The organism is Hymenobacter psychrophilus (assembly GCF_900107135.1).
Lineage (GTDB): Bacteria > Bacteroidota > Bacteroidia > Cytophagales > Hymenobacteraceae > Hymenobacter > Hymenobacter psychrophilus.
Genome location: NZ_FNOV01000009.1, coordinates 89,140 through 112,087 on the forward strand (window position 1 = coordinate 89,140; position 22,948 = coordinate 112,087).

At 59.6% G+C, this 22,948-nt stretch carries 20 protein-coding genes; 5 read left to right on the forward strand and 15 right to left on the reverse strand.

Annotated elements, in window-relative coordinates; all coding sequences use genetic code 11:
• The first annotated feature begins 183 nt into the window (after window positions 1-183).
• A complete protein-coding gene (locus BLW21_RS14325) occupies window positions 184-588 on the forward strand; it encodes a nucleoside-diphosphate kinase (RefSeq protein WP_092741215.1) in 405 nt (134 codons plus the stop codon).
• Between the two features lie 9 nt (window positions 589-597).
• On the opposite strand, the gene BLW21_RS21205 is transcribed toward BLW21_RS14325, so the two are convergent.
• From BLW21_RS21205 to BLW21_RS14370, 10 genes are all read right to left on the reverse strand, one after another.
• Complete coding sequence (locus tag BLW21_RS21205) at window positions 598-804, reverse strand: hypothetical protein (protein ID WP_139255220.1); 207 nt, start codon at window positions 802-804, stop codon at window positions 598-600.
• Window positions 791-2,080: a nucleoside permease gene (locus tag BLW21_RS14330; protein ID WP_092741217.1), complete on the reverse strand. Its 1,290-nt coding sequence runs from the start codon at window positions 2,078-2,080 to the stop codon at window positions 791-793. The genes BLW21_RS21205 and BLW21_RS14330 overlap by 14 nt, the downstream gene beginning before the upstream one ends.
• 272 nt (window positions 2,081-2,352) lie before the next feature.
• The gene (locus BLW21_RS14335) at window positions 2,353-2,745 is read right to left on the reverse strand and encodes a group III truncated hemoglobin (RefSeq protein ID WP_092741219.1); all 393 of its coding nucleotides are present in this window, start codon (window positions 2,743-2,745) and stop codon (window positions 2,353-2,355) included.
• Between the two features lie 202 nt (window positions 2,746-2,947).
• Window positions 2,948-4,057 carry an alkene reductase gene (locus BLW21_RS14340; protein ID WP_092741221.1) on the reverse strand — a complete coding sequence of 370 codons (1,110 nt, stop codon included), beginning with the start codon at window positions 4,055-4,057 and terminating at the stop codon, window positions 2,948-2,950.
• Between the two features lie 205 nt (window positions 4,058-4,262).
• Window positions 4,263-4,868 (reverse strand): superoxide dismutase, encoded by a 606-nt coding sequence (locus BLW21_RS14345; protein ID WP_092741223.1) that lies wholly within the window; start codon window positions 4,866-4,868, stop codon window positions 4,263-4,265.
• Window positions 4,869-5,086: 218 nt separating this feature from the next.
• Complete coding sequence (locus BLW21_RS14350; RefSeq protein ID WP_092741225.1) at window positions 5,087-5,533, reverse strand: nucleoside deaminase; 447 nt, start codon at window positions 5,531-5,533, stop codon at window positions 5,087-5,089.
• Between the two features lie 99 nt (window positions 5,534-5,632).
• Entirely contained in the window at window positions 5,633-6,202 is a 570-nt protein-coding gene (locus tag BLW21_RS14355; RefSeq protein WP_092741227.1) for a hypothetical protein, read from the reverse strand.
• 123 nt (window positions 6,203-6,325) lie between these two features.
• On the reverse strand, window positions 6,326-6,787 hold the full coding sequence (locus tag BLW21_RS14360; protein WP_092741228.1) for a T9SS type A sorting domain-containing protein: 462 nt from the start codon (window positions 6,785-6,787) through the stop codon (window positions 6,326-6,328).
• 209 nt (window positions 6,788-6,996) lie between these two features.
• Window positions 6,997-10,623: an ABC transporter permease/M1 family aminopeptidase gene (locus BLW21_RS14365; protein WP_092741230.1), complete on the reverse strand. Its 3,627-nt coding sequence runs from the start codon at window positions 10,621-10,623 to the stop codon at window positions 6,997-6,999.
• A gap of 158 nt (window positions 10,624-10,781) precedes the next feature.
• Window positions 10,782-11,678, reverse strand: a complete 897-nt coding sequence (locus BLW21_RS14370; protein ID WP_092741232.1) for an ABC transporter ATP-binding protein — start codon at window positions 11,676-11,678, stop codon at window positions 10,782-10,784.
• A 269-nt stretch (window positions 11,679-11,947) separates the two neighbouring features.
• On the opposite strand from BLW21_RS14370, the gene aspS reads away from it, so the two are divergent.
• The 4 genes from aspS (at window position 11,948) to BLW21_RS14390 (ending at window position 15,752) form a co-directional block, all read left to right on the forward strand.
• Window positions 11,948-13,714, forward strand: coding sequence for an aspartate--tRNA ligase (aspS, locus tag BLW21_RS14375; protein WP_092741234.1), 1,767 nt, complete (start codon window positions 11,948-11,950; stop codon window positions 13,712-13,714).
• Window positions 13,715-14,222: 508 nt separating this feature from the next.
• Window positions 14,223-14,426: a hypothetical protein gene (locus tag BLW21_RS14380; RefSeq protein ID WP_092741236.1), complete on the forward strand. Its 204-nt coding sequence runs from the start codon at window positions 14,223-14,225 to the stop codon at window positions 14,424-14,426.
• Window positions 14,427-14,891 (forward strand): nucleotidyltransferase, encoded by a 465-nt coding sequence (locus BLW21_RS14385; protein WP_092741238.1) that lies wholly within the window; start codon window positions 14,427-14,429, stop codon window positions 14,889-14,891.
• Window positions 14,892-14,960: 69 nt separating this feature from the next.
• The gene (locus BLW21_RS14390) at window positions 14,961-15,752 is read left to right on the forward strand and encodes a 3'-5' exonuclease (RefSeq protein WP_092741240.1); all 792 of its coding nucleotides are present in this window, start codon (window positions 14,961-14,963) and stop codon (window positions 15,750-15,752) included.
• 269 nt (window positions 15,753-16,021) lie between these two features.
• Here BLW21_RS14390 and BLW21_RS14395 read toward each other — a convergent pair whose 3' ends face one another.
• The 5 genes from BLW21_RS14395 to nuoL all read right to left on the reverse strand — a co-directional run bounded on the left by BLW21_RS14395 (window position 16,022) and on the right by nuoL (window position 22,873).
• A complete protein-coding gene (locus BLW21_RS14395) occupies window positions 16,022-17,128 on the reverse strand; it encodes a S41 family peptidase (RefSeq protein ID WP_092741242.1) in 1,107 nt (368 codons plus the stop codon).
• Window positions 17,129-17,333: 205 nt separating this feature from the next.
• Complete coding sequence (locus BLW21_RS14400; RefSeq protein WP_092741244.1) at window positions 17,334-18,749, reverse strand: NADH-quinone oxidoreductase subunit N; 1,416 nt, start codon at window positions 18,747-18,749, stop codon at window positions 17,334-17,336.
• Window positions 18,750-18,926: 177 nt separating this feature from the next.
• Window positions 18,927-20,414, reverse strand: a complete 1,488-nt coding sequence (locus BLW21_RS14405; protein WP_092741246.1) for a complex I subunit 4 family protein — start codon at window positions 20,412-20,414, stop codon at window positions 18,927-18,929.
• 3 nt (window positions 20,415-20,417) lie between these two features.
• Complete coding sequence (locus BLW21_RS21210) at window positions 20,418-20,903, reverse strand: hypothetical protein (RefSeq protein WP_139255221.1); 486 nt, start codon at window positions 20,901-20,903, stop codon at window positions 20,418-20,420.
• A 14-nt stretch (window positions 20,904-20,917) separates the two neighbouring features.
• On the reverse strand, window positions 20,918-22,873 hold the full coding sequence (gene nuoL / locus BLW21_RS14415; protein WP_092741250.1) for an NADH-quinone oxidoreductase subunit L: 1,956 nt from the start codon (window positions 22,871-22,873) through the stop codon (window positions 20,918-20,920).
• Between the last annotated feature and the right edge of the window lie 75 nt (window positions 22,874-22,948).

The window sequence follows — 22,948 nt, forward strand, 5'->3', positions numbered from 1 at the left end:
TAGTGAACAGTGGATAGTGAACAGTGGATAGTGAACAGTGGATAGTGAACAGTGGATAGTGAACATGACTCACTATTCACTACTCATTGTTCGTTATTCACTATAAAAAAACTGTTCACTATAAAACTGTTACTTTTGCGGCCGCAAATCTGCATTGACTTTCAAACTACTAAACCCCGCCATATGGCCACCAACCGCACCTTCACTATGATTAAGCCTGATGCCGTGCAGGACAACCACATCGGTGGTATCCTCGGCATGATTGAGGCTGCTGGGTTCCGCATCGTGGAGCTTCAGAAAGTGCAGCTGACCCCCGAGCGGGCCGGCCAGTTCTACGAAGTACACAAGGAGCGCCCCTTCTACCAGGATCTGGTGAAGTACATGTCGTCGGGCCCTATCGTAGCCGCCATCCTCGAAAAGGACAACGCGGTTGCCGATTTTCGCACCCTGATTGGCGCTACCAACCCGGCCAACGCCGAAGACGGTACCATCCGGAAGAAGTACGCCAAGAGCATCGAAGCCAACGCCGTACACGGCTCCGACTCCGACGAAAACGCCCAGCTAGAGGGCGAGTTCTACTTCAACTAATCACGGATTTTAGCGGATTGCGCGGATTTTGTAGTCGGCGCGGGTGCCTTCGGGTGCCGCCGCAGACGTAGCCGCGAAATTCGTTTCAAATTCATCAAAAATCCCGTCTGGCAATGCGCCAGACGGGATTTTTTGTGCAGACCAGTTGCAGTTGTTGGCTTCAAAACGAAGCTGACAGCTAGCAGCTAAAAGCTTAAGAAAATTATGCTTGTTCAATCGTCAGCAACGGCTCCACGTCTTCCACGTGCTCGTCGACCAGCTCGGGGTTGTGCTTGTGCTTGAAGAGGAAGACGAACAGCACGGCAATCACCAGGGCGTAGGCGGCGAAGGAGAGCCAGATGTTGTGCCAGTCCTTCACGCCGTTGGCGTCGGTGAAGTAGCGCTCAATCACGATGCCGCTAACGGAGCTGCCCAGCACCGCGCCAAAACCGTTGGTCATCATCATGAACAAACCCTGAGCGCTGGCCCGGATGGAAGGCGTGGTCTGGGTTTCGACGAACAGCGAGCCGGAGATATTGAAAAAGTCGAAGGCCATGCCGTACACGATGCACGAGAGGATAATCATCCAGAGGCCCGAGCCCGGGTCGCCGAAGGCAAACAGACCGAAGCGCAGTACCCAGGCCACCATGCTGAAAAACATAACCTGCTTGATGCCGAAACGGCGCAAAAAGAACGGAATGGCCAAGATGAAGAGCGTTTCCGAAATCTGAGAAATCGACATGATGATGGCCGGGTACTTCACGGCCAGCGTGTCTTGGAAGGCCGGCACCTTGTCGAAATCGTGCAGGAAGGTGTCGCCGTAGGCGTTGGTGAGCTGCAGGGCCGCGCCCAGCAGCAGCGCGAACAGGAAGAAGACGAGCATTTTGGGGTCGCGCAGCAGGGCAAACGACTTCAGGCCCAGCGCATCGACCACCGAGCGGCCCGGCGTATTTTTGGAAAGCGGCGGGCATTTAGGTAGCGTAAACGAGTAGAAGCCTAGTAGGAAAGCCGCGCCGGCCGCCACGTAGAACTGGCTGGCCGACTTTTCGAAACCCAGCAGACTCACCGTCCACATGGCCACAATGAAGCCGATGGTGCCCCAGACCCGGATGGGCGGGTAGTCCTTCACCACATCGAGGCCCTCGCGCTTGAGCACCGAGTACGACACGGCAATCGACAGCGCCAGCGTGGGCATGTAGAAAATCATGTTCAGCAGAATCACCCAGAAAAACGTGCTGGGGTCGGTTACCAGCGGCACGGTGCATAGCACTACAGCGCCCAGCAGGTGCAGCACGCCGTAGAGTTTTTCGGCGTTGATGTACTTATCGGCCACGATGCCCATGAGCGAGGGCATGAAGATGGACGCAATGCCCATGGTCGAGAAAATAGCCCCAAACTCCGAGCCCGACCACTCTTTCGTCTGAAACCAGTACGCCCCGATGGTAATCAGCCACGAGCCCCAGATAAAAAACTGTAGGAAACTCAGAATAATGAGACGCAGCTTGGTGCTCATGCCGGGGGTAGGTTGAAGGGTGGGAAGGGCCGTTGCCGAAGACGCAAAAAGATGTTGGCCGGCCGGCTGGCCCGGGGGTGGGGACGGGTTTAGCCTTCAAATATAAGTAAAGTTGTCAGTGGTTAGGCTCCTGCTGGCCGGGTTTGCCAGCGGCGCTCCGCCCGCTGCCAACTGGCCCACCGCCGCCGTTCGGGCCAAAGCCCTGCGGTGCCCGCTCAATCCGCTTGGCCCGCTGCCGGTGGTCGGATGGGTTGCGGCACCGGCGCAAGGCGCTAAAGAATGGAAAGCGGATTATTGACGGCCCGCATGCGATGCTCGAAAACGTGGGCAATGCTGCCGGCGCGCAGCTTGGCCTCCTGAGCTATCGGACCGGCAAACAGCGCATCGACGGTGCGGCAAAACAGGTGCAGCCACTGCTGGAAATGGCCGCTGCCGATTGGTAGCGGGATGTGCCTGGCGAAGGGCTGGCCGCGGTAGCGGTTGGTATGCAGCAGCAGCCCGCTCCAGAAATCGTACATGCGCGGCAGGTGGGCCGCCCAGTTTACATGGGCCACGTCGTTGAAAACGGGGCTCAGCAACGGGTCGGCATTCACGCGGTCGTAGAAACTATCAACCAGCGCCCTGATGTCGGCTTCGGTCTGGATATCGGGCAAAACAGCGGACATAAGCGTAGGGAAAGCAACGAAAGAAGAAGACCGAGGCTACTTAAAGATAACCCATCGAGCCCAAACACTGCTTTTGGTTGATATAGATACTGGCGCCTGGTAAACACCAACCGGCGTGTGATGCGGCCACGATACCAAGCCAATCAAAAAAGCCCGTCATCCTAAATAAAGGATGACGGGCTTTTTCAAGCGTTAAGTCTGGTTATGCCGATTGTTGCGCTTCGGCCAGGGCCGGGTAGTCGGTGTAACCGATGTGGAAGCCCTCGGGGGCGGGGGCGTAGTAGGTTGCCTGGTCGCCCTCGGCCAGCTTGGCACCGGCTTCCATGCGCTCGGGCAGGTCGGGGTTGCTGATGAAGGGACGGCCAAATGCTACGAGGTCGGCGCGGCCCTTCTGCAGCTCGGCTTCGGCCTTGGCGGCGTCGTACTCGCTGCTCAGGATAAACGTGTTGGTGAAGGCGCGGCGCATTAGCCCCACGGTATCGGCCGAAGCGGCTGGCGCTTTAATGGTTTCGGGGTTGATGAGGTGCAGGTACACCAGGTTGCGGCGCTGCAGCTCGGTGGCCAGGTACTCGTAAAAGTCGTTGACGCCCTCGTAGGCGCCCATATCGTTGAACGTGCCCCAGGGCGAGAGCCGGATGCCGGTGCGCTCGGCCCCGATGGCCGCTATTGTGGCGTCGGCCACTTCCAGCACAAAACGGGCGCGGTTTTCGGGCGAGCCGCCGTACTCGTCGGTGCGCTGGTTGGTGTTGGGGTTGAGGAATTGCTCCAGCAGGTAGCCGTTGGCGGCATGTAGCTCCACGCCATCGAAACCGGCCTCCACGGCCAGCTTGGCGGCCTTGGCGAAATCCTGAATTACCTGCTTTACCTCGGCCGTCGTCAGGGCGCGGGGCTCGGGATGGGGCTGCATCTGCTGCTGGTCGGTCCACATCTCGCCGCCGGCCTTTACGGCCGAGGGGGCTACTATTTCTGCGCCCTCGGGCAGGTTGAGGGGATGGCCAATGCGGCCGCAGTGCATAAACTGCACGAAAATACGGCCCTCGCGGGCGTGTACCGCATCGGTTACCAGCTTCCACCCCGCCACCTGCGCATCGTTAAACAGACCCGGAATGCGGGCGTAGCCCAGACCATCGGCGTTTGGGGCCGTGCCCTCAACAATGATGAGGCCGGCCGAAGCGCGCTGGGCGTAGTACTCGGCTACCAGCGGGCCGGGCACGTTGCCCAGCGAGCGGGCGCGCGTCATGGGGGCCATCACTACTTTATTGCGGAGGGTAATCGGGCCGAGCTGGGCAGAGGAAAAAAGCAAGTCAGACATTGAATTCAAAATGATGTAGATACATTGGTTGTTCCTTAAGCATATCTGCCCGCAAAAGGTTTGCTGTCCTGAGAAAAAAACTGACGGCGAGCCATAAAAAAACCCTCCGCCCCAAATGGAGCGGAGGATTTAGCGGTGCGTTATCTGTTCAGAAAATAGAAGCTGTTCAGACCAAAATCCGAAGAACAGGCAACAAAAAACAAGGTTAGGCGGCCTGGAAACGCTTGTTCACCTCATCCCAGTTGATGAGGTTGTAGAACGCGGCCACGTAGTCGGGGCGCTTGTTCTGGTACTTAAGGTAATAGGCATGCTCCCACACGTCGAGGCCCAGTACGGGGGTGCCTTTGCAGCCGGCGTCGGGCATGAGCGGGTTGTCCTGGTTGGGCGTCGAGCAAATGGTCAGCGAACCATCGGCTTGCTTGCAGAGCCAGGCCCAGCCCGAGCCGAAGCGCGTGCCGGCGGCCTTGGTAAATTCTTCCTTGAACTTCTCGTAGCTGCCAAACGACTTGGTAATGGCCTCGGCCACGGCACCGGTCGGCTCGCCGCCGCCCTTGGGGCTCAGCACCTGCCAGAACATGGAGTGGTTCCAGTGGCCACCGCCGTTGTTGCGCACGGCTGTAGGGGCGGCGGCAATGTTGTGCATCAGCTCGTCGAGGCTTTTACCTTCCATATCAGTGCCGGCAATGGCATTGTTGAGGTTGGTAACGTAGGCCTGGTGGTGCTTGTCGTGGTGAATCTGCATGGTTTGCGCATCAATGTGCGGCTCCAGTGCGTCGAAGGCGTAGGGTAGGGCGGGCAGTTCGAAAGCCATAATAGAAAGGGGTTAAGCGTTGAGGTTTGGTATGAAACAGAGCGTATTCTGTCCTGCTGAACGGCGCGAAGAATCCCGCGGGCAGTGGTACTTCTACCGTCGGAAGTTACTTTGGCCCGCGAGATTCTTCGCGCTGCTCAGCAGGACAGGTGGTCTATTACTACCCATATACAACCCCGGCGCGGGTGCCAGGGTTACGGTGCAGGGCTAAAAGTAGCCTATTTCCGCTTCCGGGCGAAAAACTCCCGCATCAACTCTTCGCTTTCGGCAGCCAGCACACCACTCACTACTTCAGCCCTGGGGTGCAGCAGCCGGCCATGGCGGCGGTAGCCAAACTTGGGCTCGGCGGCCCCAAATACCACCCGCCGCACCTGGGCCCAGGCGCTGGCTCCGGCGCACATCACGCAGGGCTCTACGGTTACGTACAGGATGCACTCCTGCAGGTATTTATTGCCCAAATGATTGGCCGCCGCCGTAATTGCCAGCATCTCGGCGTGCGCCGTCACGTCCTGGAGCCGCTCGGTCTGGTTGTAGGCGCGGGCGATAATACGGTTGTCGAGCACGACCACGGCCCCAATCGGAATTTCGTCCTCGGCCAGTGCGTAGCGCGCCTGCTTCAGCGCCTCCCGCATATACTGCTCGTCGGAATACAGGGAAAGGGGCATGATGCGGACTTCGGGTTAACTTTTAGGGCTTCGGTGATGTGGATAACTGCAAGCGCGAGGATGGCAGAAGGCTGATAGCCAACACACAAGCCCTGGTGTTTACTTCATCACAATGCTCTTCATAGCGGCCTGGGCAACGGGCTGCCATTTGGACTGCTCGCTGGCGGGGGCATCAAAAGTGAAGACGTACAGCTGCTCGCCCTCGATGGCGTACTGCACCAGCTGGTACTTGCGGATAGGGGCCAGGTTACCGCCGCCCCGGCGGTTGTCGGCCACCGTCGACACGAACTCCAGCACCACGAAGTCGCGCTTGTTGATGGTCTGGATGTCTTCGCGCAGGAACTGCACCTTGCCGTACATGTTCTGGATGCTGGCCTTATAAATCTTGAGCAGCATGGCGTAGTCGCGGTTGCTGAAATTGGTGGGCTTTTGGCTGACGCTCAGGCCTACCTGGCCGCTGGGGCTGGTGAAAACGGCCAGCGGCCGGCGCTGGGCCGGATACTTGGCGGCAATGCCATCGTCGGGCAGGGGCGCAAAACCGTCGGGCACGCCCATCGTCAGGTTTTTGGCGATGGTGGTTTTTTGGAGACCCGGACCGGCAAAGGCCAGCAGCCCGAGCAACAACCCGAGCAGCTGCACAAAGCGAAAAAAACGCGAAACAGAGTTCATGGCAAAAGAAGAAATGAGGCCAGCCCTACAAGGCCCACCGAAAAAGCAAAGCTCCGAAGCCCAAACGACTTCGGAGCCAAAAACAGTTGCCCGGCCCGCCAGAGAGACGGGCCGCCTAAGCCATTAGCGCCGCTTTTTGCGGGCTGCGGGCGCAGCGGGGTACTTTACCATCACCTTTTTCCAGTACACATAATTGCCGGTTTTGGCCTCTACCAGGTAAGTGCCGGCCGGAATGCGGCCCAGGTCCACGGGCGCGCCGGTGTTGTTCTGCGGGTCGAGCGGAGTCGAATAGATGGCCTGCTTCTTATAGTTGGTCATCGTAAGCGTACCGGGTTGGGTGAACTGCTGGGTGAAGCTGAGCATGATGCTCTTGCCCCCCGAGGCCGGAAAAATATCAATGCCCGACAGCGTTTCCACCCGCCTGATCGGCCCATCGAGCACGAGCGGCTCCGCATCGGTTTTGGTCTTTACCTCGGTGCCATTGGCAGCCTTGGTTTTAGTCTTGATTTTGGTCGCCGTCTGGGCCTGGGCGGCCGAGAAGGAAAGCAGCGTGGCCGATAAGGCGAGCAGAGCGGAGAATTTCATATCGGAGGGAGAAAGCAGAAAGTCGGAAAAAGTTGTGCTGCCCTTCCCTTTACAGAAGTCAGGCCAACTATGTTGGCCGCCGCAAAATGTAGCACGAAAGTCCGTTTCGCGACGAGCGAAGCGAGTTCCTGCGCGTCAGGTTCAACTGACCCGGTATCAGATAATCGCTTAGCCCGTCGCGAAACGGACTTTCGCGCTACGCGGCAGGACTACTTCTCCACCGTCACCGTTTTCAGGTTATCGTCCGGGGTGCGGTCGATGAGCAGGTTGTAGGGGTCGATGCCGGCTTTCTCGGGCTTTTCGGGCACGATGACGCTCAGGCGGGTGATGCCGGGGCGGAAACGGCGCTTCTGGCGGTACAGGGATACGTCCTGCCATTGGCCGTTGATTTTCCGGCGGGTCAGGACGCCCACGTCAATCAGGTAGTTCATCTGCTTGGCCGGGGTTTCGTTGCCCAGGCTGTCGGCGTACACCTTTTTGGCGCTGAGTACCATATCTACCCGGTAGCGGCCGTCGGGCAGCTTGCGGGCGGTTACGGAATCGGCCTTGTTCTCGTAGAGGGCAATGCGCTCGAACATATCCGTGAGCAGGTACTGCAACGAATCGGGCGTTACCTGGCGGAACTCGCGCAGCAGGTCCAGCGAGGTGGTGTAGGGTGGCTGCTGGAACTTCACCTTGTTCAGGTAGGCTGATAGCGCCTGGTTTACCTTGGCTTCGCCGAGGTAGTCGGCCAGGGCGTACATCACCACCGAGCCCTTGCGGTAATGGATGTACTGCTGGTTTTCGACGCGGTAGAGGGGCTGCTCGGCTACGCGCTCGGTGCTGCGGCCGCGCAGGTAAGTGTCAAGCTCGTACTTGAGGAACTTGCGCATGCGCTCGGGTCCGTACTTCTGCTTCATCACCATCAGGGCCGAGTACTGCGAGAGGGTTTCCGACATGAGCGTACCGCCCTGGGCCGCCGCCCCAATCACCTGGTGGGCCCACCACTGGTGCGCCACCTCGTGGGCCGTCACGTAGTAGGGGTAGTCCACGTCTTTGGGGTTGGCAGTGTCCACTTTGGCAATGAAGCCGATGTTTTCCGAGAACGGAATGGTGTTCGGGAACGACTGGGCGAAGGCCGAGTAGCCCGGGAACTCCACGATGCGCACCTGCCGGTGCTGGTAGAGTCCAAAGTTTTTGGTGTAGTAGGTGAGGGCGTCCTGCACGCCGCGCACCATGCGGCCCAGGTTGTACTCGTGACCGGGCTGGTAGTAAATCGTGATGTCCACGCCCTGCCACTTGGCGTGGCGCTCGGCGTAGCGGGCTGACTGGAACGAGTAGAAGTCCAGGATGGGCGCATCCATGGCGTAGCGGAAGTAGCGGCGGCCGTTTTCGGTCCACTCCTTTTGCAGGTAGCCGGGGGCCAGGGCCAGCTGGTCGGGCACGGTGCTCACGGTGGCGGCGAAGCGCACCCAGTCGGCATCGGAGGCAATGTAGGTATTGGCGCGGGCGGTGGTGTCTTCGAGGCGAGCCATGCGCAGCTTGGGCTTGAGGCCGAACTTCTTGCGGGCGCTTTCCTCGCCTATTTCCGCATCGGTATTGTAGCCGAGGTGGGGCAGGGTGCCGTTGTTGACGAACGTGCCGTTGGCCACGATGCCGGTGCGCCGGGTTTGCTGCTCAAAGCCGGGGGCATCATAGTACAAATCGAACGTGAGCGGCAGCGAGTCGCCGGGGGCCAGGGACTGAGGCAGGTGCTGCACGTAGAAGCCCAGCGCGGAATCGGCCAGCACGGCGGTGGTCCCGCCCGCCCCGAGCTGCATTTTGCGGATGCGCACGTCTTCGTTGGAGGGCAGGTTCAGAATCACGGTGTCGATGGGCTGGCCCGTTTTGTTGCGCAGCCAGTACTGGCCCCGCACGTGCGCTTCCTGCTGCTCCGGGAACAGGTCGACCTGCACATCCACGGCCACAATGCGGGGTTGCAGCGTGTGGCGGAAACGGCCGTATTTCTGCTCGTAATCGACGGTGAGCTGCTGGCGGGCCTTGCTGCCGCGGTAGGTGTTGAGCACGTTGGTGTTATAGAAAATCCAGCTGCCCACGGCCGCGAAGCCCAGCAGCGCCACCAGCAGGGCCGCCCGGGCCGGACCGGTAAAGCGGCGACCGGCCAGCTCGCGGCGGGTGCTCCAGTCGGTTTCCGAGCCGCGTACCCACAGCAGGTTGGCCACAACGGCCAGGGCCACGGCCAGCAACGCCCAGTAGAGCTTGAACCAGAGGTAGGGCCCCACGAAGTGGCCGAAGCCGTTCATGTCGGAGTAGCGGATGCCCGAATCAGCCCCGAAAAGCAGCAGGTTGTGCTCCAGGCCCAGCTGCCCGGCGAAAATCGTGAACACGTAGTAGAGCACCATCACGAAGTGGCCCAGGTACTTGTGGTTGACCACCACGTGCACCACGATGGCCAGCACCACTATCAGCCAGTAATCCACCAGCTTCAGCCCGAACAGCCAGCGCAGGTACAGCCCGATTTCGAGGTGGGTGTAGCCCGACACGAGCTGGGTGCCGATGCCGAATACCATCACGATGAGCAGCAGCACTACCGGCACCAGCAGCAGGGCCGTGAGCTTGCTGGCAAACGGCACCCAGTTGGGAATGGGCAGCGCGTCGTGCATCTGGTGGAGGCGGGCGTCGCGCTCCTTCCACACCAGCTCGCCGGCGTAAAACGTCACGATGGCCAGCACAAACAGCGAGAACGAGCCCGATAGGATTTCAATCACCTGGGCCGTAATCGGGAAGGTGGTCGTGTCGTAAATCTTACCAATTTGCAAAGCCGCCGCCAGCAGAAACGCCAGCCCGGCCGCCACAATGGCGATGAAGTAGGGGCTGCGCAGCACGTCGCGCAGGCCCAGCCAGGTCAGGCGCAAATACTGGCGGAAGTACTGGGCAAAGCCGAAGTGCTGGTCTACGGGCGGCAGCAGCACTGGGGCGGCCGGGGCCACCACCACGCCGGGCGCGGGCTGGGGCCGGCTGCGCTTGGCGCTGCCGGTGGCGCCCTGCTCGAAGCGGAAGCGCACGTAACAGAAGCCCAGCAGCAGCAAGCCCACGCCCATCCAGAGCAGCCGGTTGAGACCCAGCAGCCCGGTGGGCCAGATGAGCCGCACGTTCTTTTCAACGGGCGTCCAATACTTGGTCAGCAGCGAGTTGGCCCCGCTACCCAGCGGGTCGAGCAAAGAGGCAAGGGTCTGGTTATCGAGGTCGGAAAGCTGGCTGGAAGCCACGAAATAGAGCACCAGAAAGATGATGCTACCCACGTAAGTGCTCAGGGCCTGGCGCGTGAGGGTGGCCAGCGCAAAGAAAATAGCGCCCGTCAGCAGCACGTTGGGCAGCACAAAGGTCAGGTAAGGAACCAGGTAATAGCTGAGGTGAAACGACCCCAGCCGGTCGGCCGGAATGCCGGGAAACAGCGCCCCGATCAGCAGTCCCAGCCCGATACCGCCCATCATAAGCACGGTAATCACGAGGGTGCCAAAAAAACGCCCGCCCAAATAGCCCCACTTGCTGATGGGCGTGGTGAAGAGCAGTGGGTGCATCTGCGAGTCGAAGTCGCGCAGCACCGCCGGCCCGAACATAGCCGACACCAGCAGAATGCCCGGTACCAGCGTCAGGGCGCTGGTTAGGGCGTTGATGGTGAAGGGCGAGTTTACGTGCACCTTCCCGTTGCCGACGACGGCCGTCAGGCTCTCGAAAAAGCCGCCCACCACCAGCGCCATCAGCAACGACAGCACCAGCAGAATACCGAAATAAATGTACGTAGCCGGCCGCCGCAGCCGGTACCAAAGCTCAAATTTGAATATCTGTAGAAACATGGAGGAAGAAGCTAGGAGTTAGGAGCTGAGGAAGTTAGGAGGGGGAGAGAACCATCTGTCATCCTGAGCGGAGCGAAGGGCTTTATCACGTAAGCACGACTCGTTTTAGCGTGATAAGGTCCTTCGCTCCGCTCAGGATGACAGCTGATTAAGTCAACTCATTCACCAACTCCCGCAGTCACCATCTCCGCCTGTTTGATGCGGGCGAAGTACACGTCCTCCAGGGTGGGTTCTACGCCGTCATACTCCGGGCCGGGTTGGCTGCCACTGACCACGTGAACGATGGTGCGGCCGGCAAACAGCCGGGTAGAAATCACCTGCTGCTCCTGCTGAAGCGCGGGCAGCTGCTCCTTATCAATCTCGCGCCGCCACACCTGGCCGCGCAGCTCCTGCATCACCACCAGCGGGTCGCCGGTGAGTAGCACTTGGCCCTTGTTGATGATGGCCATGTTGCGGCACAAATCACTCACGTCGCCCACGATGTGGGTGCTCAGAATCACGATGATGTTCTCCCCGATTTCGGCCAGCAGGTTGTGGAAGCGGTTGCGCTCGGCCGGGTCGAGGCCGGCGGTGGGCTCATCCACGATAATCAGACGGGGGTTGCCCAGGAGGGCCTGGGCAATGCCGAAACGCTGCTTCATGCCGCCCGAGTAGCCGCCCAGGTTCTTCTTGCGCACCTCGTAGAGGTTGGTGCGGTGCAGCAGCCCCGACACAATTTCGCGGCGCTGCTTACTATCCGAGATGCCCTTGAGCACGGCGAAATGGTCGAGCAGCTCTTCGGCCGAAATCTTGGGGTACACCCCGAACTCCTGGGGCAGGTAGCCCAGCACCCGGCGCACGGCGTCCTTGTCGTGCAGCACGTCGAGCTCGCCCAGCGTGATGCTGCCGCTGTCGGCCTCCTGCAAGGTGGCAATGGTGCGCATCAAGCTCGATTTTCCCGCCCCGTTGGGGCCCAGCAGGCCGAACATGCCGGTCGGGATGGTGAGCGTGACGTCGCGCAGGGCCTGGGTGCCGTTGGCGTAGGTTTTGGAGAGGTGCTCGATGCGGAGTTCCATAGAAGAAGGATGAGAGGCAGCGGATTAGTGTAGGTAGATGGGTGCCGGAAGGGGCGCTAACAAACATAGGAAAACCTGCATAGGCACCCGGCCCTTTTCAACGAACCGGCCCTCCCAGCGGGGCAACGGGTCTGTAGTTGTTGTTTCCCGCAGAGGGTTTCGCAGAGGTTCGCAGAGAACGACCTCCGCGGACCTCTGCGAAACCCTCCGCGCTCCTCTGCGGGAACTGACATCTACCAATCCAGTATCTTCGCCCAAAATATAGACGTATGCTCCGAACCCACACCTGTGGCGAACTTCGCCCCGAACATATTGGCCAAACCGTTACGCTCTGCGGCTGGGTGCAGCGCACCCGCGACAAGGGCGGCATTCTGTGGGTGGACCTGCGCGACCGGTACGGCCTCACCCAGCTGGCCCTCGAAGAAGGCGTGGAAACGGCCGAGGTGCGCGAGCAAGCCCGCCAACTGGGCCGCGAGTTCGTGCTATCGGTAACCGGCACGGTGGCCGAGCGCCACTCCAAAAACGACAAAATGCCCACCGGCGGCATCGAAATCCGGGTGGAGCAACTCGACGTGCTCAACCCCGCCAAGCTGCCGCCCTTCCTGATTGAGGACGACACCGACGGCGGCGACGACCTGCGCATGAAGTACCGCTACCTCGATTTGCGCCGCAACCCCGTCCGCCAGAACCTGATGCTGCGCCACCGCGTGGCCCAGGCCACCCGCCGCTACTTGGATGGCCAGGAGTTCATCGAAGTGGAAACCCCAGTGCTCATCAAGAGCACGCCCGAAGGCGCCCGCGACTTCGTGGTGCCCTCCCGCATGAACCCCGGCGAGTTCTACGCCCTGCCCCAGAGCCCCCAGACGTTCAAGCAGCTGCTGATGGTGTCGGGCTTCGACCGCTACTTCCAGATTGTGAAGTGCTTCCGCGACGAAGACCTGCGCGCCGACCGCCAGCCCGAGTTCACCCAGATCGACTGCGAAATGTCGTTCGTGGAGCAGGAGGACATCCTCAATACCTTCGAGGGGCTGGTGCAGTACCTGTTCCGGGAGGTGAAGAACCTGGAAATCGGGACCCTGCCCCGCATGACCTACCAGGACGCCATGCGCTTCTACGGCAACGACAAGCCCGATACGCGCTTCGACATGAAGTTCTTGGAGCTCAACGACGTCGCCAAGGGCCACAACTTTCCGGTTTTCGAGGCCGCCGAGCTGGTAGTGGGCATCTGCGCCACGGGCGCCGCCAGCTACACCCGCAAGCAGCTCGACGAGCTGACCGACTACGTAAAACGGCCCCAGATTGGCGCCACCGGCCTGGTGTACGCCCGGGTGGAGGCCGACGGCAACGTGAAGTCGTCAGTCGATAAGTTCTACGGCCAGGAGCAGCTCCAGCAGTGGAAAGCTGCTTTCAACGCCCAGCCCGGCGACCTGCTGCTGGTGCTGGCCGGTCCGGCCGATAAAACCCGCAAGGCCCTCTCGGAGCTGCGCCTCGAAATGGGCCAGCGCCTCGGTCTGCGCGACAAGGACACGTTCTCGGCCCTGTGGGTGGTCGATTTTCCCCTGCTCGAATTCAACGAGGAGGAAAACCGCTACTTTGCCATGCACCATCCCTTCACCTCGCCCAAACCCGAGGATATGGCCCTGCTGGACTCGCCCGACACCATCGGCCAGGTCCGCGCCAACGCCTACGATATGGTGATTAACGGCGTGGAAGTGGGCGGCGGGTCCATCCGCATCCACGACCGCACGGTGCAGGCCCGCATGTTCAGCCTACTGGGCTTCTCGGATGAAGAAGCCAAAGCCCAGTTCGGCTTCCTGCTCGACGCCTTCGAGTACGGCGCGCCCCCCCACGGCGGCATCGCCTTCGGTTTCGACCGCCTCTGCAGCCTCTTCGGCGGCGCCGACTCCATCCGCGACTTCATCGCCTTCCCCAAAAACAACTCCGGCCGCGACGTCATGATCGACTCGCCTTCGGAAATTTCCGGCGCGCAGCTGAAGGAGCTGAGCATCAAAACGGACGTAGCGGCGGGGAAGTAGAACGTGGAGCCTGAGGAATACCCGCACGTCTTTTATTTCTCCTCAAAAGGTGGCTACTGTGGCATATTCGTTGGAACGTGCAGCCTTGTAGCTGCCATGTATCTGAGTCTGAAAAATCCTGGTAGGGTAATTTGGGTAGCTGGCGCTCTAATTTTTAGCCTTGTCTCTCTATGGTTTGGAATGCGAAATCTGCTAAGCCCGAAGCCCGCATTAAAACTCGGACCAACTGGCCTTTGGACTCCAAACATTGGCTTTCGTGCTTGGAAACACGTGCGAGTGAAAGTTGAATCTGTGTATGGAGGGAAAGCTGGTATGTTGGACCTGCTGACAATTAGATTACGTCAATCCGAAGAGCCCCTAGAAGTCATAGCCTTGACTGGCCTTGGTGGCCCTACTGGAAGCATAGAACACTTGATAGAACAGTATAAGCGGTAAACTACAACGGCGGCCTCTGAGGAATCAGGAGCCGCCGTTGGCGTATCATCGGTTTTAGCTCTATATTGACAGTATGTCCTTTCGTCTCGATCGTACCGCTTTCCACGCGGGTACTCACGAAGAAAATGCCCGCTACCACGCCCAGCAGCAGCCATCAACCATGGAGGAGCGGCTGCGGGCTGCGGCTTACTTGAACAGCGTCGCTTATAATTATGACTTGAACAACCCGCCCCGGTTGGACCGTACGGCTTTCTCGACTCGCAAGCACTGCCACTAAATGGGCAACCTGTTTAATACTGACTTTCAGGACTTTTTGCGGGCGTTGTGGTCCGCTGAAGTGAAATATGTGTTGGTGGGTGGATATTCCGTTATTTTGCACGGCTACAGCCGCACAACCGGTGATCTGGATATTTGGGTGGAAAGGTCGGCCGAAAATTATGAGCGGTTGGTAGTCGCTTTTCAGCAGTTCGGCATGCCTACTTTCGACATGACCAGCCGGAATTTCTTGGATAATCCGGTCATGGATGTTTTCACGTTTGGCCGGCCGCCAGTTGCTATCGATATCATTACAGAGTTAAAAGGATTGGCCTTCGACAATGCTTATGCTGCTGCGGAGGTCAGGCAGATCGAAGAAGTTGCCGTGCGCCTGATCCAGTATCAGCAGTTGCTTAAAGCGAAAGAAGCAGCCGGACGTCCGCGTGACCAAAACGATATTGAGAACCTGAAGCGGCGTAACGGATAGCTGCATAGCGGAGCAATAGGGCCAAAACCCCTATATTCCCTTATTCGCCCCGTTTTACCGCTGCCCGCCATGCGTCTGCTCCGTGATCTGAAGCTTGAGGAAGTCTTCGTGCTCGACATCGAAACAGTCCCCTGCGTGGGCTGTCACGACGACCTGCACGAGATGCTCAAGGAGCTCTGGGAGCACAAGTGCCACGCCCTGCGCCGCGAGAAAGGATGGATTTCCCACCACGACCACATTGCGCCCCTGCCCGATACCCTGCACGCCTCGGCCCTGTTCGAGCAGGCCGGCATCTACGCCGAGTTCGGGCGGGTGGTGTGCATTTCGGTGGGGCGGTTCCGGTACGCTGCCGACGGGGCGCTTCGCTTCAGCGTGAAGTCGTTTTACGGGCACGACGAGCGGGAACTGCTGCGCGAGTTCAGCGCCGTTATCAGCCACCGGCCGCAGTTCCGGCTTTGCGGGCACAACGGCAAAGAGTTCGACTTTCCCTACCTCTCGCGCCGCCTGCTCATCAACGGCCTGCCGCTGCCGCCCCACCTCGATACGGCCGGCAAAAAGCCCTGGGAAGTGCCCCACCTCGACACGATGGAACTCTGGAAATTCGGCGACCGGAAGTCGTTCACATCCCTGAGTCTGCTGGCGGCCATGTTCGGCATCCCCACGCCCAAAGACGATATCCAGGGCAAGGACGTGGCCCGGGTGTACTACGAGGAAAACGACCTGCCCCGCATTGCCCGCTACTGCCAGAAGGACATCATCACCACCGCCCGCCTGCTCCAGAAATTCCGCGGCGACGAGCCCTTCCCCGACGAAGCCGTGGTGTACGCCGACGGCGAAACCGTCACGCTCCGCCGCGTCTGAACCGCTCCGTCGGATGAGGGTGTTCGATAGGTTGCGCGCAGTGGCGGATTGAGTAAAAAAGAACTTCATTCCGAGCATGTGGCGCATCAAGCCAGTGTGCGGAGCCGGAGCCGGGGAATCTCGCGTGCTGACATTGTGATGGTAATCTGAGAGCGGGATTATCCGGGCAACTTCAGCACGCGAGATTCCTCGGCAAGCTCGGAATGACGGGCTGTGTATAAGATAATCCACTTAATAGCCCAGGGCTTCAGCCCTGGGACTCCAAGCGGTCATGGCAGCAGTTTCTGCCGGGCTACCTCCAGCGCCTTTTGCAGCACCGGGTCCTGGCCTTGTTGGAGGGCGGCAGGCGTGTTTTCGACGATTATATCTGGCGCTACGCCCACGTCTTCCAGCAGCTGGCCGGCGGGAGTGGTGTAGCGTTGGTTGGAGAGCGTCACGTCGAGGCCGTTGATCAGGTGCACGCTGTACATATCAGAGAGCATGCCTTTGGTGGCGGTGCCCACGCGGGTTACCTGCGGGAGCTGGGCGAGGGCAATGGTCAGGTCCTCGGCGGCGCTGGCGGTTTGGTCGGAGGTGAGCAGTACGACGGGGCCGAGGAAGCGCGGGCTGGCGGCGGGCGTTACGTAGGAGGGCTGGGGCTCCGTGAAGTGGTCGTAGCCGCCGGGCTGGCGCAGGGCTTTGTAGTTGGCCAGGTAACGCTTGGCCGTGAAATGACCAGCCAGCTCGTTGCCGCTGTGCCCGCCGCCATCGTCACGGATATCCAGCAGCAAAACCTGGCAGCCATCCAGTTTGCGTAGTGCTTTCGAAAAGAGCCGCTCCAGTTTCAGGTGGTCCTGCTGCTCCTGAGCTTCGGTGCCGATGGCGCCGGTGAGGTCGGCGAAGTTGCGGGTGAGGTGGAGGTAGCCAATGGGGCCGGAGCGGCTCACGTAGAGCACCCGCTTATCCTTGAACTTAGGGCCCAAGCCCTTCACCGCCGAGAAGCCCGCCGCCCGCAGCTGTCGGTAGGCCACCTGCCAGAAGGCCGGCTGCACTGTCCGGAAGTTTTGTTTAAACGAATTACGGGCGCTTTCACCTTTGAACAATATCTCGTCGCCCCGCGAAATGGTCACGTGCCCGTCGTGCAGCGGTTCTACCATCCGGCCCAACAGGGCCACCAGCGAATCGGGTGGCGTCTGGGCCGTGACTTGGGGGCGGAAGTCACGGTAGGTGGAATCCCAGTCCACTTTTTTCAGCTGGAAGAAGGCATAGTTATCCCGGAACGCCTGCCAGAACTGCTCGAAGCTTTGCTCGGGCGGGCTCAACTCCGGGGTTTGGGCGCGGGCCAATAAAGAGGTAGTCAGCAGGACGGCCGTCGTCAGGATAGCGGATAGCTTCATCAGCAATGGGTAGGGTAAGTAGAAGCGAGAGAGGATAGCGTGGGTCAATGGTACCTTATTTTTTGCTTTTCGCTTGATAGGGTACAGAACTGTACCTCATCCACAATTTTTCTGCGCGTAGGGTACAGCAGAGGGCAAAATGCAAAACGCCCCTGCCGGTGGGGCAGGGGCGTTATCTTAAGCGAAACCGAAACAGCGCGGCGCCCTACAGCACCCCGGCCAGCAGCCCGGGCAGCACGCCCAGCAGCACCGTCAGCAAAGCCAGCACTAGCAGCGCCCCCGACTGAAAGGTGGTAACCGGCACGGGCACGGCTTCAGTAGTAGCGTCGTCGGCGTCGCGCATGTACATGGCGATGATGGGGCGCAGGTAGTAATAGATGCTCACCATCGACATGACAACGGCAAAAATCACGAGGCCGATGTAGCCGTTTTCGACGGCGGCCATAAACACGAAGAACTTGCCGAAGAAACCGCCCGTGAGCGGGATGCCGGCCAGGCTCAGCATGGATACCGTGAGGCAGAAAGCCAGCAGCGGGTTGGTTTTGGCCAGGCCCTGGAAGCCAGCGTAATCCTCGCGGTGTCGGGCGTCGGCTACGAGTTTCAGCACCCCGAACGCCGATACGGTGGCTACTGAGTAGGCCAGCGAGTAAAACATAATGCCATTGGCCGAGGCACCTTCCAGCGCGCCGTTGAAGGCCACCAGCGCAATGAACAGGTAGCCGGCATGCGAGATGCTGGAGTAAGCCAGCATGCGCTTGACGCTGGTTTGGGCCACCGCGCCCACGTTGCCCACGAGCAGCGTGAGCACGCACATGGCCGTGAGCGTGGGCAGCCACACACCCTGGGCCGTGGCGGCCGGAAACACCTGCACCAGCAGTTTCAGGAAGGCGGCGAAACCGGCAGTTTTCACCACCGTGCTCATGAAGGCCGTGAAGAAGGTGGGCGTGCCTTCATACACGTCAGGCGTCCAGAAATGGAAGGGTGCGGCGCCTACCTTAAAGCCGATGCCGAGCAGCATCAGCAGCATGCCGATATAAAGCATGGGCCGCAGCGAGGCATTGACCGGGTTCTGCACCGAGAAGCTGATGCTGCTCAGCTCCAGGGTGCCCGTGGCACCGTACACCAGCGCCATGCCAAACAGCAGTATGCCAGTAAAGAAGGCTCCCATCAGGAAGTACTTCAGGGCAGCCTCGTTCGAGCGCATGTTGCGCTTATCCGAACCGGCCAGCACGTACATGGCCACGCTCAGGATTTCGATGCCCAGAAACAGCATGAGCAGGTGGTTGTAGCTGGCCAGCATAATGGCGCCCACCAGCGAAAACAGCAGCAGCGAGTAGTACTCGGCCAGGTTGGCTTCCTCGTCGAGCACGTACTTCTGCGAGAAGGGCACGAGCACCAGCGCCGTCAGGAGCACAATGCCCGTAAATGCCACCGAGAAGTTATCGATGATGAGCATGCCGCTGAAGAACGACTGCGGCCCCTGGTTCCAGTCGAGGAAGTTTACCGTCAGCACCAGGCCCAGGATGAGCATCATCACGGGCAGCAGCAGCCGGTTGGAGCGGCGGAAACCCAGAAACAGGTTGCCCAGGCCCAGCGCAGAAAGCAGAATGATTGAATTCATATCGTCAGCCGAATTTCCCAGGGTTGAAACCCTGGGCTATGGAGCGTTTTTCAAGTTGCATATACCCAGAGTGAAAGTCCTGGGCTACGAATCGTTTTTCGGATTGATTCTTTTCGACCTAAGCAGGAATAGGAGCACTACGTAGCCCAGGGTTTCAACCCTAGGACGCGTGGGGTACTACCGTTTCACTACCTGCCCCAGAATCCCCAGCACGCTGCCTTCCGACAGGCTCAGGAAGAAGTTGGGGAAGATACCGATCCAGAACACGAGCACGATGAGCGGCACGAGCACGGCAATTTCGCCGCCGGTCAGGTCGGTGAAGGTGGCCGAGTGGGCCGAATCGGGGCCGAGCATAACGCGCTGGAACATGCGCAGCAGGTACACGGCGCTCAGGATGATGGTGATACCGGCTACTGCGCCCAGCCAGGCGTTGTGCTGGTACACGCCGGCCAGCAGCAGAAACTCGCCCACGAAACCGTTGGTGAGCGGCAGGGCCACCGTGCCCAGCAGCAGCACCAAGAAGCACACCGTGAGAGCCGGCGCCTTGCGGGTGAGCCCCCCCAAATCGGCGATGTTGCGGGTGCCGGTGCGGCGCTCAATGGCATCGGCAATGAAGAACAGGCCCACTACGTTGATGCCGTGGGCCAGCATCTGAATGCTGGCGCCCTGCATCCCGAGCTGGGTGAGTGAGAATACGCCGGCAATCATCAGGCCCACGTGCGAGAGCGAGGAGTAGGCGATGAGCCGCTTCACGTCCTGCTGGCGGATGGCGATGATGGCGCCGTAGATGATGCCGATGACGGCCAGGATAAGAATCAGGTTTTGCCAGTAGTCAACGCCCAGGGGCACGACGGGCAGCAGCCAGCGCATGCAGCCGTAGATGCCCATTTTGAGCATGATGCCGGCCAGCAGCATCGAGGCCGGCGCAGGCGACTCGGTGTAGGTATCGGGCTGCCAGGTGTGGAAGGGGAAGATGGGCATCTTCACGGCGAAGGCCGCGAAAATTAGCCAGAACACCCACAACTGGGTTTCGGCGGGCAGGTTGAGGTTGTAGAACGCGCTGAGCGAAGCGTTGTGGGCCGACAGACCATCAACCGTCGGGCCGGTCTGGAAGTACAGGTACACGAAGCCGGCCAGCATAAACAGCGAGCCGATGATGGTGTAGAGGAAGAACTTGAACGTGACCCGGGCGCGGTCAACCCCGCCCCAGACGCCGGCCAGGAAGTAAATCGGAATCAGGGCCACCTCCCACATGAAGTAGAACAGGAAGGCATCCTGGGCCGTGAATACGCCAATCAGGCCGGTTTGCATGAACAGCACCAGCGCGTAGAACACCGACTCGTTCTCGAAGTTGCGGCGGAAGGCGCTGAGCAGGATAATGGGCACGAGCAGCGTGGTGAGCAGCACCAGCAGCAAACTGAGCCCGTCCATGCCCACGTGGAAGCTAATGCCGGCCGTAGGAATCCAGCTATAGTTGAACTCGAACTTGGGGCCGATGTCGCCGCCCAGGGCCAGGTTGGCGCCGGAGAAGCCGGCAGCGTACAGGGCCAGCGCAAATTCGAGAAGGGCCGCGCCCAGCGCCGCCACCCGCGCCGACTTCCCCTTGAAGAAGTGCAGCAGCAGGGCGGCCGTCACGGGCCAGAGTAAAAGAAGAACAGTCAGCATGCTTTACTGTGAGGGTGCGGTGTCGGAAACGAGAGTTTCTTTAATACTCAATAATTCGCTTTCTAGTAATTCGACTTTACTAGATAATTCTTCGACTTTTTTCAATAAAGTGTGTTTCTCTAATGTCTCGTCCTTGTTAATTTCTGCTATGTATTTTACAGCATTTGCTACGCCATTTATTGATTCTCCAAAACAACTATTTGGTTCAATTTTGACTCCATCTCTGTCAGAAAATACAGCATATACAGAACAACCGGGATGATCAACGTACCTATGGTCTCTAGTATTAATACGGACGATTTGGCAGTAACCAATTTTAACCCCGGTGTTAAGCTTGTCTTCGTAATGAAAATAATATTTAAGGCCCTTGTAATTATTCTGTATGAAATCTTGCTCAACAACTGTTATTCCATCAGCAGCTTCAGCATATGTCAATGATATGTATTCTTTGTAATTGCCATTATGATTAACGGAATACCATTTAGTCATAGCTTTTGCGGTATCTAAAACTTTCCGAAGTTTAGCGCCATGACCAGCACGATGGCTACGACCATCAGCAGGAGGTAGACTTCTACGGAGCCGGTTTGCACGGCGCGGAGCAGCTGCCCGCCGCCAAGCGTTACGCGGCCGAAACCGTTGACGATGGGGTCGATGATGCCGTTTTCCACGAAGCGGTAGAGGCCGCGCGAGAGCCACATGATAGGGCGCACTAGCAGGGCGTTGTATAGCTCGTCGATGTAGTACTTGTGGTACACCAGGTTGTCGAGGAAGCCGCGCGGGGCCTCGTCCTCGGCCGGGCGCACGCCGCGGCTCACGTACTGCACGTAGGCGAAGATGATGCCCAGCACGCCCGCACCCACCGAGAGGCCAATGAGTAGTAGCTCGGTGCCGTGGTCAACTTCGAGGGCGAAGGCGGCGGGGTTGAGCTTCTGCGAGTAGGTGAAGATAGGGGCGAGGTAGTTGGACAGGTACGCGTTTTCCTCCCCCAGGAAGAACGGTGCGTTCATAAAGCCGCCGACGGCCGCCAGAATGGCCAGCACGATGAGCGGCAGCGTCATGGACGCGGGCGACTCGTGTAGGTGCTGGCGCTGCTGCTCGGTGCCCCGGAACTCGCCGAAGAACGTGAGAAACAGCAGCCGGAACATGTAGAACGCCGTAAGGAAGGCCGTAACCAGGCCCACGCCGTAGAGCAGCTTGCTGTGCTGGAAAGCGTGGAGCAGGATTTCATCCTTGGAGAAGAAGCCGGCGAAAGGCGGGATGCCGGAAATGGCCAGGCAGCCCACCAGGAAGGTAATGAACGTGATGGGCAGGGCCTTGCGCAAACCGCCCATGCGGCGCATGTCCTGTTCGTTGCTCATGGCATGAATCACGGAGCCCGCGCCCAAGAACATGAGGGCTTTGAAGAAGGCGTGGGTGAGCACGTGGAACAGCGAAGTGCTGTAGCCCATCACGCCCAAGGCTAGGAACATGTAGCCCAGCTGCGAAACGGTGGAGTAGGCCAGCACCTTCTTGATATCGTTCTGCGCCAGCCCGATGGTGGCCGCGAACAAGGCCGTAGCCGCGCCGATGATGGCAATGACCTCCAGCGTATCGGGGGCCAGGGTGAAGAGTACGTTGGCCCGCAGAATCATGTAGATGCCCGCCGTAACCATGGTGGCGGCGTGAATCAGGGCCGAAACGGGGGTGGGGCCGGCCATGGCGTCGGGCAGCCAGGTGTAGAGCGGCAGCTGCGCCGATTTACCGGTGGCGCCCACGAACAGCAGCAGCGTAATGACGGTCACCACTTCCGGGCCGTAGGCGCCGAACTGGCCGAGCGAGGCTTTCTGGAACACCTCGGCAAACTGCACCGACTCGAAGGTGAGGTAAATCAGGAAGATGCCGAGCAGAAAGCCCAGGTCGCCGACGCGGTTGATGATGAAGGCCTTTTTGGCGGCGTTGTTGTAGGCGGTGTTCTTGTTCCAGAAGCCGATGAGCAGGTAGGAGCACAGCCCCACGCCTTCCCAGCCGATGAACAGAATCAGGAAGTTGGAGCCGAGCACCAGCACCAGCATCGAGAACACGAACAGGTTCAGGAAGCTGAAAAACTTGCCCACGTTCTCGTCGTGGGCCATGTAGCCGATGCTGTACACGTGAATCAGGAAGCCCACGCCCGTTACCAGCAGCAGCATAATCAGGCTCAGCTGGTCGATCTGGTAGGAGAACGGAATCTGCATGGTGCCCACCGAAATCCAGTCGAACAGCGGCACGGTGTATTGGTACTGGAAGTTCAGGAACAGAAACACCGAAATGGCAAACGAGCCCAGCACGGCGGCCGAGCTAATCAGGCCGGCAACGGTGGCCGAGAGCTTGCGGTTGAGCAGGCCGTTGATGAGGAACCCCAGAAACGGCAGCAGCGGAATCAGCACGTACAGAAACGTTGCGTACGGTGCGCCGGCGGCAGGAATAACGGTTTCTTGCATGGTTATGGATGCAGAAGCGCGGGTGTCATCCTGAGCGGAGCGAAGGACCTTATCACGTTGGGATGCTAGTAGAAC